Raw genomic sequence first — 16,069 nt, 5'->3', positions numbered from 1 at the left:
CTAAAGCGGATTGACTTTCTGTAAAAATGAATAATAGTGATGAACTTGTTCAGTTTTGGAGAAAGGTATGGAGTTCAGTCAACTGCGCATCTTCCAGGCGGTGGCGGAGGAGGGCTCCATTACCCGCGCCGCCGAGCGCCTGCACCGCGTGCCGTCGAACCTGTCGACTCGGCTCAAGCAGATGGAAGAACAGCTCGGCGTCGAGCTGTTTGTGCGGGAACGCCAGCGTTTGCAGCTGTCTCCTGCGGGTAAAGTGCTGTTGGACTACAGCAGCCGTCTACTGGCGCTGCACGACGAAGCCCACGGCGCCGTTCAGGGCGGGCAACCGGCCGGTGATTTTGTACTCGGCAGCATGTACAGCACGGCAGCGATTCACTTGCCGAAACTGTTGGCGCGTTATCACAAGGCCTACCCGAGGGTGAACCTGCAGGTGCAATCTGCGCCGAGCGGCGAGCTGCTCGAAGGCTTGATCACCGGACGGCTGGATGCGGCGCTGGTGGATGGCCCGCTGGCCCTGGCCACGCTGGACGGCGTGCCGCTGTGCGAAGAGCGCCTGGTGATCATTTGCGAAGCCGACCACCCGCCAGTACGCGGCCCCCAGGACGTCGCCGGCCGCTCGGTATTCACGTTCCGCCGCAGCTGCGCTTATCGCACCCGCCTGGAAAGCTGGTTTTCCCACGATCGCGTGGCCATGGGCCGGGCCATCGAGATTGAGTCTTACCAAGGCATGCTCGCGTGTGTCATCGCCGGTTCCGGCGTGGCGTTGATGTCTGAATCGATGCTCGACAGTCTGCCAGGCAAGGACAGCGTGTCCGTTCATCCGCTGACTGGGCCTTTTGCCACTGCTACCACCTGGTTGATGTGGCGAAAGGGTATGCTCGGCGCTAACCTCAATGCATGGATCGAGCTGCAGCAGTCGGACCGGACAGAGTGCTTGCAAGACAGGCGTGAAATTGCTTGAACGATCCGACAGGATCCAGATCCATTCAGTAATAGTTCGTTGTGCTTTCGCACAAGCAATACGTAAGACTTAGCGCTACTATCAATGTAGGAAACGGCGACAGAACAGGCGCCTACTCGCATTACCCTCAAAGGGGGCAAATCATGAAAGAGAAAATTCAAACCTGGCTCCATGACCTTGGCGTTGCGCTGGGCTTGATCGAGCCTCCGCTGCAGCCGGTACCGATTCGTACCGATGATGAGCAACGCCGCCCTCGTCGGCGCTGATCCCAAGCCAACCCAGGATTCGTGTGGGAGCGGGCTTGCTCGCGATGCGGTGAGTCAGTCGATAGATAGTTGACTGGTTTACCGCATTCGCGAGCGAGTCCGCTCCCACATTTGTTTGTGTCAGGTATGAAAAGCGGTTACGCCATCTGGCTCCTTCACTTTCAACTGTCGGAATTGGACCACTCGTTCGTCAGAATTGGCTGGCTTATTCATTTTTAAGGATGAGCGTAGGTTGAATTCCGTTACGGAGCCATGCTCATGGTTCATGGGCTGTTGCAACGCTTATGGAACGACCCATAAAGCTATCGGAATAGAAAAGCGGCTGCTTCCGTAACTCCAAACTTTAGAAAGCCTCTCTGCGAGGCGTGACTAAGTCAGAGTTATTGGAGACAACGCTATGACGCGCTCTTCCGTTCCGCCAGTCGCCGCATCCCTGATCGCCACACTCGAAAGCATTTTGCATATCGCGCCGGTGTCCAGAGCCTGGAAGGCTAACGCTCCCAGCAACATCGTGTTTCTCCCAGCGACAATAAACAAACAGGCATTGCTCACACAGATCGGGCTTTTGCGTCCATCAACGATCGTTGTTGGGGACCAGGCCATGGATGCAGACGTCATAGACCTGTGGCGTACAGCCCACCCATTCGGAAACCTCCATCTGATACGCAGAGGGACGAGTCTGGATAAGGTGCAACTGGATCTGTGCGCATCCAGCGGCATTCAAGTGGTCAACACGCCTGGGGTCAACGCGCCGCACGTCGCGGCTTATATGGTGCGCTGGCTGACACTCGCCGACGGTTCGCTACCCCGTGACATCTGCGTACTGGGATATGGCAATGTCGGTCAGGAACTCGTCAAGTTACTGCTTGATCGAGATCCCGAAGTTCGAATCAAGGTATTGAGCCGATACCGTCTGGCGCCTGACAGGAACGCAGTACAAAGCAGTCGAGTGTCATTTGTGGTGGATTGGTTGGAGGCGATGAGAGGGGCCAGTGCAGTCGCCCTCTGCTTGTCTTTGACGAATGACTCTACTTATCGCATTGACCGCGCTCTTATTCACTGTATGCACCCGCAGGCCCGCCTGGTTTGCGTCGCCAAACCGGACGTCTTCAGCGATGACGCTTTGCAGGCCCTGGCGCAAGCCGAGGGCATCCAGCTTGTATTGGACTATGGGCCGGTAACACTGGACGCGTTTCGAATGCGCACGCAAAAGCTCGGTTGCAGTGTCTCTACATGGCGCAACCCGGCGACGCTGACTGCGCAGGCGGCCACTACCGAAGGCTGCCAGTGCGATCTGGACTATGCGGTCTCCATGCAACTGAGCTTGACGGCCTTGCACGGCGTCGTCAGGCGCAGACTTGCGCAGCCATTGACAATCCCCTCTCAACAGATAGACCCCCAGGCGCCACGCATATCGATCATCGGTAGAGGGATTAACGGCCTGTTCCAAGCCGTGATGTTTCGCCTGGCGAATTATCAGGTCGACGTATACGGCGGCAACCGGCAGAGCGACGGCGCCAGTCACAAGCAGGTGAACATGCGTCATCTGTCAGCGACGGAGACAACGGCAAAACCGCTGCATAACCCGTTCCTGCTGTCAGGAAACCAGCATTTGGCCGTTGAGTGCAATCGGGCAGGCATTGCACTGTTTGAAAAGCTTTTGGCCGATAACCCGTCGCTGGCACCCTGTGCGCGCGCGCGGATTGTAAGAGCCTATAGGGACGATGCCACTGACGTAGAGGACGCGATCCGCGAGCAACGCGATATCCAAGCAAGGCCTTGGCCGAGCGGTAAACCGGGAAGTGAAGTCGCAGAGATCAGCCAACGGCAATTCCAGGCAAGTTATGGCGTCCCTGGCGTCGGTCGGGCCGTGGCAGTATCGGGTTATGAGGTAGCGTTTAATGATCTGACGCGGGAGTTAGAGCGGCTGTTGCAGCGTTCGGGGGTTCAATTTCGGCCCCAGTATCTGAACCCGGTACAAATTGCCGAGCTGAGTAAAGATCACTTTGTCGTCACTGCCATGGGCGTAGAGGAGCCCAATGTCATCGCGGTCATTGGCTGGTTTTTCAAATTGTGCGCCAAAGAGAATGAAGGAGCCGAAATATGCGGGCTCAAGCTGCAGTACGATCTACCCATTGGGGTCATGAATTGCCGCCTGGACGGGGATTACATTCTGATCTCCGGCGGGCAGGTTGCGCCTGGGTCGACCTTGGAGCACAAGGAACACGTACTCGAGGCGTGCCTTGCCGCGGTATCTCGGCACTTTCCACGGTCCTACCGCAATGCGGTCGAAAAGGGCGACCTGCAAATAATCGAATGTGCCAGGCCGGGCACCTCAGATGGACTGTCGATAGTGCATTGGTCCGCCCACCATCAAATCGCGGCCGGGGGAACCTATGCAGGGGGCACCACACAGGGATTGGTGTGGGCCTCTTTGGTTCAGGAAACGATTCAGGCCATAGCGCATGAACGGTGAATGATAAAAAACCGGTGCGACATCCGCTGTCGCACCCGCTGAAGAAACCGCTCTAAAGCTGTTTACCTCAAACCGCCCCCGCCGCCACCGCCCCCGGTTTACGCGACAACACACTCACCAGCACAAAACTCACCAACGCCACCGCGAGGCTGTAGTAAATCGGGGTGTTTGCGTCCAGCCCATCCTTGAACATGAATACCAACGCGGTCACGAAACCCAGCGTCATCGAGGTGATCGCCCCGGAGGTGGTTGCACGCTTCCAGAAAATCGCGCCGATCAGCGGGATCAGCATGCCGCCTACCAACAGGTTGTAGGCCAGGGTCAGGGCGCTGATCACATCGTTCACCACCAGTGCGATACCCAGCACCGCTATCCCGGTCAGCAGGGTGAACAGGCGGTTAACGCCCAGGCTCGACTGTTTGCCACCGCGCAAGCGTGGCAGTAAGTCCTCGGTTAGTACGGTGGAGGCGGCGAGCAGCCCGGCGCTGGCGGTTGACATCATTGCCGCCAGGGCAGCGGCAATCACCAAGCCACGAATGCCGTCCGGCAGTGAGGCTTTGACGATGGCGGCGAACGCGTTGTTGACGTTATCCAGGTCCGGGATCAGCACATGCGCGGCCATGCCGATCAATGCGCACGCCAGGCCGTAAAGAATGCAGTAGACGCCGGCGAGCGTGCCTGCGTACTGGGCGACTTTTTCGTCACGGGCAGTGAATACGCGCTGCCAGATGTCCTGGCCGATCAGGATGCCGAAGAAGTAGATCATGAAGTAGGTGATGATCGTGTCCCAGCCGATCGTAGTGAAGCTGAAACTCGACGCCGGCAGCCTGGCCACCAGTTCGTCCCAGCCGCCGACGCGGTACAGGCAGATCGGCAGCAGGATGAACATCAGCCCGACGGTCTTGATCACGAATTGCACGATATCGGTGAGGGTCAGCGACCACATGCCGCCAATCGTCGAATACACCACGACCACGCCACCGCCCAGCAGCACCGAGATCCAGAACGGCAGGCCGAACAGCACCTGCAGGACGGTGCCGATCGCCAGGATCGAGGTCACCACGACCATCAGCGCGTAGGTCAGCATGATCACCGCGCTGGCTTGGCGCGCCATGGGGTTGTAGCGTTTTTCCAGGACCTGGGTGACGGTGAAGATTTTCAGTTTCAATAGCGGCTTGGCCAGGAACAGGTTCAGCGCAATGATCCCCGTGCCCAGCGCGGCGCACAGCCAGAAACCGGAAATGCCGTGCACATATCCCAGGCGCACGGTGCCAACGGTAGAGGCACCACCCAGCACCGTGGCGGCCATGGTGCCCATATAGAGAGACGGGCCGAGGTTGCGCCCGGCGACCAGGTAGTCTTCGTGGGTCTTGGCGCGGCGCATTCCGTAGTAGCCGAGCACGAGCATGCCGGCGGCGTAGATGAGTACGACGAATAAATCCAAAGCCATGACGGCGAGTCTCCGATTATTTTTTATTGTGCAGAAGGCGCTTGCTGTGGCGAGGGAGCTTGCTCCCGTTCGACAGCGAAGCTGGAGCCGGCTTTTTCAGGACCGCTTCGCAGTCCAGCGGGAGCAAGCTCCCTCGCCACAAACGTCGGTCCATAGACGGCAGCCGGTTCCGGAAACAGCCGCAGCAGGCTCAGGTACACCACCGAGGCCAGGCCCAGCGTTACCGGCAAGCTGATGTCGATGCCCTCGGCCAGGTTGCCCAGCGGCCCGACGAACTGCCCCGGCAGGTTGACGAAGCACAGGCCCACCAGCGCGCTCGGAATCCAGGCCCCCAGCCCGCGCCAGTTCCAGCCATGGCTGAACCAGTAGCGGCCGCCGGTTTCGCCACGGGTGAACACCTGCAGGTCATCCGGGCAATAAAAGCCTCGGCGTACGATCAGGCCGATGATCATCATCACCATCCATGGGGTGGTGCAGGTGATGATCAGCACGGCGAAGGTCGACACGCTCTGCACCAGGTTGGCGGCGAAACGTCCGATAAAGATGAAGGCAATCGACATTACCCCGATCAGCAGCGTGGCCTTGACCCGTGACAGCAGACGTGGAAACACGCTGGACATGTCCAGCCCGGTGCCATACAGCGAGGTGGTGCCGGTGGACATGCCGCCGATTACCGCAATCAGGCACACCGGCAGGAAGAACCAGCTCGGTGCCACCGCGAGCAAGCCGCCCACATAGTTGTTGCTGGCGATGTAGTCCGGTGCCTTGACGGCCACGATGGTCGCGGTAGCCAGGCCGAACAGGAACGGAATCAACGTGGCAACTTGGGCCAGGACCACCGCCAGCATGATCCGGCGCTTCGGGGTGTGGCGCGGGATGTAGCGCGACCAGTCGCCGAGGAACGCGCCGAAGGAAATCGGGTTGCTCATCGCCACCAGCGCGGCGCCGATAAACGCCGCCCAGAAGCCACTCTGACCGAGGGCGACGCTGCCGGCGAAGTGGCTGTCGAAGGCCGGCGCAAAGGCGAAGATCCCCAGCAGGAACAACAGGCTCGCGGCCCATACCGCAATCCGGTTGACCCACAACATGAAGCGAAACCCGTAAATGCACACCGTCAGCACCAGAAGGGCGAAGATGCCGTAGGCCAGGCCCAGGGTCAGGTCGGATTCCGGCAGGCCGACCAGACGTTTCGCACCGCCCACCAGCGCATCGCCTGAACTCCACACCGACAGTGAGAAGAAGGCAATCGCCGTCAGCAACGACAGAAACGAGCCGACAATCCGCCCATGCACGCCGAAATGCGCGCCGGAAGACACGGCGTTGTTGGTACCGTTGATCGGCCCGAACAGGCCCATGGGCGCCAGGATCACCGCGCCCACCAGCACGCCCAGCACAATCGCCCAGACCCCGGCCTGGAACGACAGGCCGAACAGCACCGGGAACGCGCCCAGCACGGCGGTGGCAAAGGTATTTGCACCGCCGAAGATCAGCCGGAACAGATCCTTAGGGGCGGCGGTGCGTTCGTGGTCGGGGATCTGTTCGACCCCGTTGGTTTCTATGGTGCGAATACTGTTTTGGTTGTTTTTATTATTCATGATCAGCTCCGATCACATTGGCTAAGGGGGCGGCAGCCCTTCCGGCATAGCGGACAAATGTTCGTGACAGGCCAGCCACAGGCCTTGTTGTTGTTCTGTGCGCGACCCTTGCCGTGTGAAGACGATGGTCTCGCGTTCCTGGCTGAAGTGATGCTCCCCGTTCATGCGCAGCTCGGTGGCCACGTCATGCATGAAAATCGCCACGTCACCCTGCAAGCTGACAAAGGCGTTGCTTGAGGTGCACGACAGCACCTCGAACCCCTCGTCCCGGCGCCAGCTGTCCCACAACGCCTGGTAGGCATCGCGGCTGAGCAGTGGCTGGGGGAGGGTATGGAACACAAAACTCGCATCGGCCGTGAACGCGCCGAAGTAAGCGGCGCGGTCGTTGCGAGCGAAGGCCGAGACCAGCGCGGCCGCCGCCTTGAGCACCGCTGGCACGCTCATCAGCGATGTGCCACGCCAGGCAGCACGCAGAGCATCTCGTACAGCAGGTTGGCGCCGAGCAGTGAGGTATTGCCGGTGGTGTCGTAGGGCGGTGAAACTTCCACAAAATCACAACCAATCAAGTCCAGGCCCTGGCAGCCACGGATGATCTCGATCGCCTGAATGGTGGTCAGCCCGCCGATTTCCGGGGTGCCGGTGCCAGGCGCCCAGGCCGGGTCGATGCCGTCGATGTCAAAGCTCAGGTACACCGGGCCGCCGCCGACTTTTTCGCGCACTTCGGCCATCAAGGGCGCGAGGGAGTGGTGCCAGCATTCTTCGGCCTGGACCACGCGAAAGCCCTGTTTGCGGCTCCAGTTGAAGTCTTCGGCGGTGTAGCCCTGGGCGCGCAGGCCGATCTGCACCACGCGGTCGCAATCGAGCAAACCCTCTTCCACGGCGCGGCGGAAGGTGGTGCCGTGGGCGATTTTTTCGCCGAACATATGGTCGTTGACGTCGGCGTGGGCATCGATGTGCACCAGCCCGACCTTGCCGTGTTTCTTGTGGATGGCCCGCAGGATCGGCAGGGTGATGGTGTGGTCGCCGCCCAGGGTCAGGGGAATGACGTCGTGCTCGAGGATTTCATCGTAGGCCTCTTCGATGATGCGCACCGCGTCGAGCAGGTTGAAGGTGTTGATCGCCACATCGCCAATATCGGCTACCGAGAGCGAATCGAACGGCGCCGCACCGGTGGCCATGTTGTACGGGCGGATCATCACCGATTCGGCGCGGATTTCACGCGGGCCGAAGCGGGTGCCAGCGCGCAGCGAGGTGCCGATGTCCAGGGGTACGCCGACAAACGCGGCGTCCAGGCCCTTGGCTGTTTGCAGGTGGGGCAGGCGCATCATGGTGGCGATGCCGGCGAAGCGCGGCATTTCGTTGCCGCCCAGTGGTTGGTGGAAAATCTTGTCCACGGGATTGCCTCATCGTTGTTGTGGTTATCTGGGGACCGATTCTGCGAAATACATGGAAACGAAAGAATCGCCACGGGCAAATACTTAGTTCAGATTTTTCTAAACTAAAGCCTGGGGTAGACTGCGCTGCTTGAGCTGAATCCGGAGAACCCATGGCCAACGCCTTGCCCGACCTGAAACTCCTGCGCATCTTCGTCAGCGTCGTGCGCCACCAGGGGTTCGCCAATGCCCAACACGAACTCAACCTGTCGACGTCAGCCATCAGCACCTACATGAGCCAGCTGGAATCGGCGCTGGGCCTGGTGCTGTGCCACCGCGGGCGGGGCGGCTTCAGCCTGACCAGCAAGGGCGAGCTGTTTCATCAGGAAACCTTGCGTTTATTAGCCGAGCTGGAAGGCTTCGAGCAATATGCCGCCGCGTTGAAGGGCGAGTTGCGCGGCACCCTCAAGCTCGGTGTGCTCGACTCCACCGTCAGCGATAAAGCCCTGCCGTTCGCCGAGGTGATTGGCGCCTACAGCCTCGAACATCCGGCGGTACATTTGCATCTGTCGGTGTTGAGCCCTTATGAACTGCAACTGGGGGTGCAGGACAATCGCCTGGACCTGGCCATCGGCGCATTCTCCAACCGCATGAGCGGGCTGATCTATATGCCGTTGTACCGCGAGCAGCACTGGCTGTATTGCAGCACCCGGCATCCGTTGTTCAACGAGCGGCGCATCCCCGAGCAGGTCATTACCCAGCAACGCATGGTCGGGCGCGGCTACTGGAGCCAGGCCGAACTGGCGCGACATGGCTTCAAGCACAGCGCCGCGACGGTGGAAAGCATGGAAGCGCAACTGATCCTGGTGCTGTCGGGCGCCTACATCGGCTATTTACCCGAGCACTACGCGCAAGCCTGGGCCGACAAGGGCGACCTGCGCGTGCTGCTGCCGGCGACCTTTGGCTACCAGGCGCCGTTTTCGATGATCATGCGTCGGGGGCGCAGCCGCGAGCCGCTGATCCAGACCTTCCGCGATTTACTCAAAGCCCAGCTCAACCAGGCCTGAAAAACCATGTCCAGACCCCAGTGTTCCCGTTGCCTGAGACCTCTCAGCCACTGTTTGTGCTCGCTGATTACCAGCCTCGACAGTCGCACCCGCGTGCTGCTGTTGCAGCATCCGAGCGAGGTCAACCATGCGCTCAATACTGCGCGATTGGCGGCGTTGGGGCTCAGCAATGCGCAGTTGGTGGTGGGGGAGGTGTTCGATGATCTGGAGACGTTATTGAACCCGCCCGGTTATCAGGCGCGTCTGCTGTTCCCGGCCGATGATGCGCAGCCTTTGCAAGCCTATACGCCTGGTGATCAGCCGCTGCTGCTGGTGGTTCCCGACGGCACCTGGCGCAAGGCGCGCAAGTTGCTGCACCTCAACCCGTTGCTGGCAGCGTTGCCTCGGGTGACGCTGGCCAACGGCGGCGTCTCCCGGTATCGCTTGCGCAAGGCGCCGGGGCCTGGAGCCTTGTCGACGGTCGAAGCGATCGTGCAAGCGTTGCAGGTACTGGAAGCGCCGACATCCTTTGAGCCGCTGTTGAAACCCTTTGAAGCATTGATCGAGGGGCAGATTGCGGCGATGGGGGAAGAGGTTTTTCAGAGAAATCATGGCGGTGGGGATTAGAGCCCGGCTGGTTATCGAGGTGCGGCCATCGGCACTACACCTATGCCTTATTCCTATAAGCCATAAGCACCGCACTTTGCGTGATATGGCGCGCCGACCTTTCCCGGTATGATGTGCGCCCCGCAGTCTGGATTGCGAATACGCCATGACCTTGCAGTACCCTACAATCGCCGATTGCGTCGGCAATACCCCTCTGGTCCGCTTGCAACGCATGGCGGGTGAAACCAGCAATACCTTGTTGCTCAAGCTTGAAGGCAACAACCCCGCCGGTTCCGTCAAGGACCGCCCGGCGTTGTCGATGATTACCCGCGCCGAACTGCGCGGACAGATCAAGCCGGGCGACACGCTGATCGAAGCCACCTCGGGTAATACCGGGATCGCCCTGGCCATGGCCGCCGCGATCAAAGGTTACAAAATGGTGCTGATCATGCCCGACAACGGCAGCGCCGAGCGCAAGGCGGCGATGACCGCCTATGGCGCCGAACTGGTGCTGGTCACCCAGGAAGAAGGCATGGAAGGCGCCCGCGACCTCGCCGAACGCATGGCCGCCGAAGGCCGTGGCGTTGTGCTGGACCAGTTCGCCAACGGGGATAACCCCGAAGCGCATTACACCAGCACCGGCCCGGAAATCTGGCGCCAGACCCAGGGCACCATCACCCATTTCGTCAGCTCCATGGGCACCACCGGCACCATCATGGGCAATTCGCGCTACCTCAAGGAGCAGAACCCGGCGATTCAGATCGTCGGCCTGCAACCGATGGAAGGCGCGGCCATTCCCGGTATCCGGCGCTGGCCCGAAGAGTACTTGCCGAAGATCTACAACGCCGCGCGCGTGGACCGCATCATCGACATGGCCCAGCGCGAAGCCGAGGACACCACCCGTCGCCTGGCGCGTGAAGAAGGTATCTTCTGCGGCGTGTCGTCCGGGGGCGCCGTGGCCGGTATGTTGCGCTTGTCCAGGGAAGTCGAAAACGCGGTGATCGTCGCGATCATCTGTGACCGAGGCGACCGTTACCTGTCGACCGGCATCTTCGACGAACCCAACTGATGGCCAAGCACGAGAGAGGCCTGCGCTTCCAACCGACGGGCGGCAGCCGGGCCCCGCAGATTCCAGTGGGCAAGAAGCAGCGCCTGACCATCGAACGCCTGGCCAACGACGGTCGCGGCATTGTGTTCTTCGAAGGCCGCACCTGGTTCGTCAACGGTGCGCTGGCCGGCGAAGAGGTGGAAGCGCGGGTGCTCGGCGCCCACGGCAAGGTGGTCGAGGCGCGCACCGAGCGGGTGTTCAAGGCCAGCGAACTGCGCCGCCCGGCTCCCTGCGTCCACTTTGGCCGCTGTGGCGGCTGCAGCGTGCAGCACTTGCCTCACGACGAACAACTTGCCCTGAAACAGCGCATGCTCGCCGAGCAATTGTCGCGCGTGGCCGGTGTCGAACCGCAAGAGTGGGCCGCGCCCTTGAGCGGGCCAGAATTCGGCTACCGCCGTCGTGCCCGCGTGGCCGTGCGCTGGGATGCCAAGGCGAAACAACTCGAGGTGGGTTTCCGCGCGGTGGCCAGCCAGGACATCGTCGCCATCGATGATTGCCCGGTACTGGTACAGGCCTTGCAACCGATCATGCAGCGTCTGCCGAACATGCTGCGCCGCTTGAGCAAACCTCAGGCGTTGGGGCATGTGGAGCTGTTCAGCGGCTCGTCCATCGCCGTGTTGCTTCGACATATGGCACCGCTGTCGGACGCGGACATGCAGGTACTGCAGGAATTTTGCACCTTCCATGACGCCCAGTTGTGGCTGCAGGGCGAGGGGCCGCCGCAACCGGTCGAGCCGGGCAGGGCGCTCGGTTTCCGCCTTGAGGCGTGGGATTTGGAGTTGGCTTACCGGCCGGGAGATTTTGTGCAGGTCAACGCCGGGGTCAACGAGGCGATGGTCGCCCAGGCCCTGCAATGGCTGGCGCCGCAACCCGATGAGCGGGTGCTGGACCTGTTTTGCGGGCTGGGCAATTTTGCCCTGCCACTGGCCAGGCAGGTCCGCGAAGTCGTTGCGGTGGAAGGCGTTCAGGCTATGGTGGAGCGCGCTGCAGAGAATGCCATCAGCAATAATTTGCATAATGTGCAGTTTTTTCAGGCCGATTTGTCCCAGCCCCTGACCGACGCGGAATGGGCCAAACAGGGCTTTTCTGCGGTACTCTTGGACCCACCCCGCGATGGTGCCCAGGAGGTTGTGCGCAAACTGGCCGCCCTGGGAGCCAGGCGCCTGGTGTATGTGTCCTGCAACCCCGCCACGCTGGCGCGGGACACGGTTGAGTTGGTCAAGCAAGGTTACCGGCTAAAGCGTGCCGGGATCCTCGACATGTTTCCGCAGACAGCGCATGTCGAGGCCATGGCGTTATTTGAAGCGGGCTAGGATGCCCGTTTAATCCGACTGGCCTGCAGTCTCCAGGGCCGTGAATGCCAGGGAGCCTGCAGCAAGGTCGGCGATGATTTTTGGCGCATCCAAGGTGCGTCGTAGGGAAGGTAAGCAAGATGGTACAGGTGAGAGCACACCAGCCGATCAACACCGACGGCAGTATCAATCTCGAGGCATGGCTGGATCATGCCGTCAGTGTCGACCCGGCACTGGACCGTGAAGCCTTGAAAGCAGCCTGCGAGTTCGCTCGTGAGTCTGAACAACAGGACAATGCGGCCAAGAACCTGTGGGCGGAGGGCACGTCGAGCTTTCGTACCGGGTTGGAAATCGCCGAGATCCTTGCCGATCTCAAGCTGGACCAGGATTCGCTGATCGCCGCCGTGCTCTATCGCGGTGTGCGTGAAGGGCATATCCCGTTGCCGACCGTCGGCCAGCGTTTCGGCGCCGTGGTGGCCAAGCTGATCGACGGCGTGCTGCGCATGGCGGCCATCAGTGCCAGCCTCAGCCCGCGCCAATCGATGGTGCTGGGTACCCAGGGCCAGGTGGAAAACCTGCGCAAGATGCTGGTAGCGATGGTCGACGACGTGCGCGTCGCGCTGATCAAGCTGGCCGAACGTACCTGCGCGATCCGTGCGGTGAAAACCGCCGATGACGAGAAGCGCAACCGCGTAGCCCGCGAGGTCTTCGACATCTACGCGCCGCTGGCGCACCGCCTGGGTATCGGTCATATCAAATGGGAGCTGGAGGACCTGTCCTTCCGCTACCTCGAACCCGATCAATACAAACAGATCGCCACGCTGCTGCACGAGCGGCGGCTCGACCGCGAGCGCTTTATCAGCGACGTGATGGGCCAGTTGCGCGCCGAGTTGCAGGCCACCGGCGTTGATGCCGACATCAGCGGCCGCGCCAAGCACATCTATTCGATCTGGCGCAAAATGCAGCGCAAGGGCCTGGCGTTCAGCCAGATCTACGACGTACGCGCCGTGCGTGTGCTGGTGCCGGAAATGCGCGATTGCTACACCGCGCTGGGTATCGTGCATACCCTGTGGCGGCATATTCCCAAAGAGTTCGACGACTACATCGCCAACCCCAAGGAAAACGGCTACCGCTCGCTGCACACGGCGGTGATCGGCCCTGAAGGCAAGGTGTTGGAAGTGCAGATCCGCACCCACGCCATGCACGAAGAGGCGGAGTTGGGCGTTTGCGCGCACTGGCGTTACAAGGGCACCGACGTCAAGGCCGGTTCCAACCAGTACGAAGAGAAAATCTCCTGGTTGCGCCAGGTGCTGGAATGGCACGAAGAGCTCGGCGACATCGGCGGTCTGGCCGAACAGTTGCGCGTGGATATCGAACCGGACCGGGTCTACATCTTCACCCCCGACGGCCACGCCATCGATTTGCCCAAGGGCGCCACGCCACTGGACTTCGCTTACCGCGTGCACACCGAAATCGGCCACAACTGCCGGGGCGCCAAGATCAACGGGCGCATCGTGCCGCTCAACTACAGCCTGCAAACCGGTGAGCAGGTCGAGATCATCACCAGCAAGCACGGCACGCCGAGCCGCGACTGGCTGAACCCGAACCTGGGTTACATCACCACCTCGCGGGCGCGGGCGAAGATCGTGCACTGGTTCAAACTGCAGGCCCGCGACCAGAACGTCGCCGCCGGCAAGACCTTGCTCGAACGCGAACTGGCGCGCCTGGGCCTGCCCCAGGTGGACTTCGACAAGCTGGCCGAAAAGGCCAACATGAAGATCGCCGAAGACATGTTCGCCGCCCTCGGTGCGGGCGATTTGCGCCTGGCCCAGCTGGTCAACCTGGCCCAGCAACTGGTGGAGCCGGAGCGCGGCAACGAACAGCTGGAACTGATCCCCCGCAAGGCCACCGGCTACAAGCCCGGCAAACGTGGCGATATTCAGATCCAGGGCGTGGGCAACCTGATGACGCAAATGGCCGGCTGCTGCCAGCCGTTGCCGGGCGATGCCATCGTCGGCTACATCACCCAGGGACGCGGGGTGAGCATTCACCGCCAGGACTGCGCCTCGGTGCTGCAGCTGGGCGGGCGCGAACCGGAGCGGATCATCCAGGTCAGCTGGGGCCCGGTGCCGGTGCTCACGTACCCGGTGGACATCATCATCCGTGCCTACGACCGCTCCGGTCTGCTGCGCGACGTCTCGCAGGTGCTGCTCAATGAGCGGATCAACGTGCTGGCGGTCAACACCCGCTCGAATAAAGAGGACAACACCGCGTTGATGTCCCTGACCATCGAGATTCCGGGGCTGGACGCGCTGGGGCGGTTGCTGGGGCGGATATCGCAGCTGCCGAACATCATTGAGACGCGGCGTAATCGCACCCCATGAACGCGGTTTAAAATGTGGGAGGGGGCAAGCCCCCTCCCACATTGGATCGGCGGTGTTCATACCTGATTGGAAATACGATGATGTATTCACTTGAAGACCTGCTGCACCTCATGAGCCGCCTGCGCGACCCGCAATACGGCTGCCCATGGGACATCAAGCAAACCTACGCCACCATCGTGCCGCATACCCTGGAAGAGGCCTATGAAGTGGCCGACGCCATCGAGCGTGGCGACTTCGATCATCTGCAAGGCGAGTTGGGCGACCTGTTGTTCCAGGTGGTGTATTACAGCCAGTTGGCGCGGGAAGAAGGGCGCTTCGAATTTGCCGGGGTGATCGACAGCATCACCCGCAAGCTGATCCGTCGTCATCCCCATGTGTTCCCGACCGGCGACCTGTATGCACCGCTGGATATTCCTCAACTGAGCGAAGAGCAGGTCAAGCAGCGCTGGGAGCAGATCAAGGCCGAGGAGCGCGCGGAAAAATCCGACGCACCCGAGCAACTGTCCCTGCTCGATGACGTGCCCACTGCCTTGCCATCCCTGTCCCGTGCCGCCAAGCTGCAGAAGCGCGCCAGCCAGGTGGGTTTCGACTGGCCGTCGGCGTTACCGGTGGTGGATAACGTGCGCGAAGAGCTGGATGAAGTGCTCGAAGCCATGGCCGATAACGATTCGGCAGCCATCGCCGATGAAGTCGGTGACCTGCTGTTTGCGGCGGTCAACCTGGCCCGTCACCTCAAGGTCGACCCGGAAACCGCGTTGCGTGGCGCCAATGCCAAGTTCGAGCGGCGTTTCCGATTTATCGAACAGGCATTGCGCGAGACGCATCAACCCATAGAAGATTGCACCCTCGAAACGTTGGACGCCCTGTGGGGCGAAGCCAAACGCCAGGAAAAGAATGTTTCCAGCTGCGGTTGAGCAGTTGCCTAAGTGAGTACGCACCATGAGCCTTTCCCTTCGCGACCAGTTGCTCAAAGCAGGTCTGGTCAACCAAAAGCAGGCCAAACAGGTCGGCAAAGAGAAGCAGAAACAGCAGCGGCTGGTCCACAAGGGGCAGGCCGAGGTCGATGACACCCAGGCGCGCCTGGCGGCCGAGGCGCACGCCGAGAAGGTCAAGCGCGACCAGGAGCTGAACCGTCAGCAGCAGGAAAAAGCAGAGGCCAAGGCCCGCACGGCCCAGGTCAAGCAATTGATCGAAACCTCGCGCCTGCCCAAGTTGACCACCGAGGACTACTACAACTTCGTGGATGACAAGAAGGTCAAGCGCCTGTCGGTCAACACGCTGATGCGTAACAAGCTGAGCAACGGCTCGCTGGCCATCGTGCATCACGGCGGCGGCTACGAGGTGATCCCGCGCGAAGCCGCGCTGAAGATCCAGGAGCGCGCGCCGGAGCGTATCGTGCAGCTCAATATCCTGACCGAAAGCCAGGTGCCGGATGAGGATGATCCGTACGCCGCCTACCAGATCCCGGATGACCTGATGTGGTAAACCGCTGAAAACAACAAACCCCGCCAA

14 protein-coding genes are annotated in these 16,069 nt (G+C 61.1%); 10 read left to right on the top strand and 4 right to left on the bottom strand.

Features of this window, described 5'->3' with window-relative positions:
* Positions 1–67 precede the first annotated feature (67 nt).
* From C4J93_RS18955 to C4J93_RS18950, 3 genes are all read left to right on the top strand, one after another.
* Positions 68–961, top strand: coding sequence for a LysR family transcriptional regulator (locus tag C4J93_RS18955; RefSeq protein WP_124430199.1), 894 nt, complete (start codon positions 68–70; stop codon positions 959–961).
* A gap of 143 nt (positions 962–1,104) precedes the next feature.
* Positions 1,105–1,227 carry a PA1414 family protein gene (locus C4J93_RS27485; protein WP_017737772.1) on the top strand — a complete coding sequence of 41 codons (123 nt, stop codon included), beginning with the start codon at positions 1,105–1,107 and terminating at the stop codon, positions 1,225–1,227.
* A 397-nt stretch (positions 1,228–1,624) separates the two neighbouring features.
* Positions 1,625–3,703 carry an FAD-dependent oxidoreductase gene (locus C4J93_RS18950; protein ID WP_124430198.1) on the top strand — a complete coding sequence of 693 codons (2,079 nt, stop codon included), beginning with the start codon at positions 1,625–1,627 and terminating at the stop codon, positions 3,701–3,703.
* Positions 3,704–3,770: 67 nt separating this feature from the next.
* Here the strand turns inward: C4J93_RS18950 and C4J93_RS18945 are convergent, their stop codons facing one another.
* The 4 genes from C4J93_RS18945 to speB are packed head-to-tail and all read right to left on the bottom strand — an operon-like array spanning position 3,771 to position 8,142.
* Positions 3,771–5,153, bottom strand: a complete 1,383-nt coding sequence (locus tag C4J93_RS18945; protein WP_124430197.1) for a sodium:solute symporter — start codon at positions 5,151–5,153, stop codon at positions 3,771–3,773.
* 23 nt (positions 5,154–5,176) lie between these two features.
* Positions 5,177–6,748 carry a cytosine permease gene (locus tag C4J93_RS18940; protein ID WP_124430196.1) on the bottom strand — a complete coding sequence of 524 codons (1,572 nt, stop codon included), beginning with the start codon at positions 6,746–6,748 and terminating at the stop codon, positions 5,177–5,179.
* A gap of 21 nt (positions 6,749–6,769) precedes the next feature.
* Positions 6,770–7,192 (bottom strand): nuclear transport factor 2 family protein, encoded by a 423-nt coding sequence (locus C4J93_RS18935; protein ID WP_124430195.1) that lies wholly within the window; start codon positions 7,190–7,192, stop codon positions 6,770–6,772.
* Positions 7,192–8,142: an agmatinase gene (gene speB, locus C4J93_RS18930; RefSeq protein ID WP_124430194.1), complete on the bottom strand. Its 951-nt coding sequence runs from the start codon at positions 8,140–8,142 to the stop codon at positions 7,192–7,194. Before speB ends, C4J93_RS18935 begins: the two co-directional genes overlap by 1 nt.
* Before the next feature lie 152 nt (positions 8,143–8,294).
* Here speB and C4J93_RS18925 point away from each other — a divergent pair, with 152 nt between their 5' ends.
* From C4J93_RS18925 to C4J93_RS18895, 7 genes are all read left to right on the top strand, one after another.
* Positions 8,295–9,188 carry a LysR family transcriptional regulator gene (locus C4J93_RS18925; protein WP_124371456.1) on the top strand — a complete coding sequence of 298 codons (894 nt, stop codon included), beginning with the start codon at positions 8,295–8,297 and terminating at the stop codon, positions 9,186–9,188.
* A gap of 6 nt (positions 9,189–9,194) precedes the next feature.
* Complete coding sequence (locus C4J93_RS18920; protein ID WP_124430193.1) at positions 9,195–9,794, top strand: tRNA-uridine aminocarboxypropyltransferase; 600 nt, start codon at positions 9,195–9,197, stop codon at positions 9,792–9,794.
* A gap of 145 nt (positions 9,795–9,939) precedes the next feature.
* Positions 9,940–10,842: a cysteine synthase CysM gene (cysM, locus tag C4J93_RS18915; RefSeq protein ID WP_124371454.1), complete on the top strand. Its 903-nt coding sequence runs from the start codon at positions 9,940–9,942 to the stop codon at positions 10,840–10,842.
* Positions 10,842–12,194 carry a 23S rRNA (uracil(1939)-C(5))-methyltransferase RlmD gene (rlmD, locus tag C4J93_RS18910; RefSeq protein ID WP_124430192.1) on the top strand — a complete coding sequence of 451 codons (1,353 nt, stop codon included), beginning with the start codon at positions 10,842–10,844 and terminating at the stop codon, positions 12,192–12,194. The genes cysM and rlmD overlap by 1 nt, the downstream gene beginning before the upstream one ends.
* A 119-nt stretch (positions 12,195–12,313) precedes the next feature.
* A complete protein-coding gene (relA, locus tag C4J93_RS18905) occupies positions 12,314–14,557 on the top strand; it encodes a GTP diphosphokinase (RefSeq protein WP_124363838.1) in 2,244 nt (747 codons plus the stop codon).
* A gap of 80 nt (positions 14,558–14,637) precedes the next feature.
* A complete protein-coding gene (gene mazG, locus C4J93_RS18900) occupies positions 14,638–15,471 on the top strand; it encodes a nucleoside triphosphate pyrophosphohydrolase (RefSeq protein WP_124365193.1) in 834 nt (277 codons plus the stop codon).
* Positions 15,472–15,496: 25 nt separating this feature from the next.
* The gene (locus tag C4J93_RS18895; protein WP_014719402.1) at positions 15,497–16,042 is read left to right on the top strand and encodes a DUF2058 domain-containing protein; all 546 of its coding nucleotides are present in this window, start codon (positions 15,497–15,499) and stop codon (positions 16,040–16,042) included.
* Positions 16,043–16,069 lie beyond the last annotated feature (27 nt).

It is taken from the genome of Pseudomonas sp. R2-37-08W, assembly GCF_003851705.1.
In the GTDB taxonomy this organism is placed as follows: Bacteria; Pseudomonadota; Gammaproteobacteria; order Pseudomonadales; family Pseudomonadaceae; genus Aquipseudomonas.
Note: the sequence above shows the minus strand (reverse complement) of the source record. Positions and strands in the feature narration are given on the sequence as shown.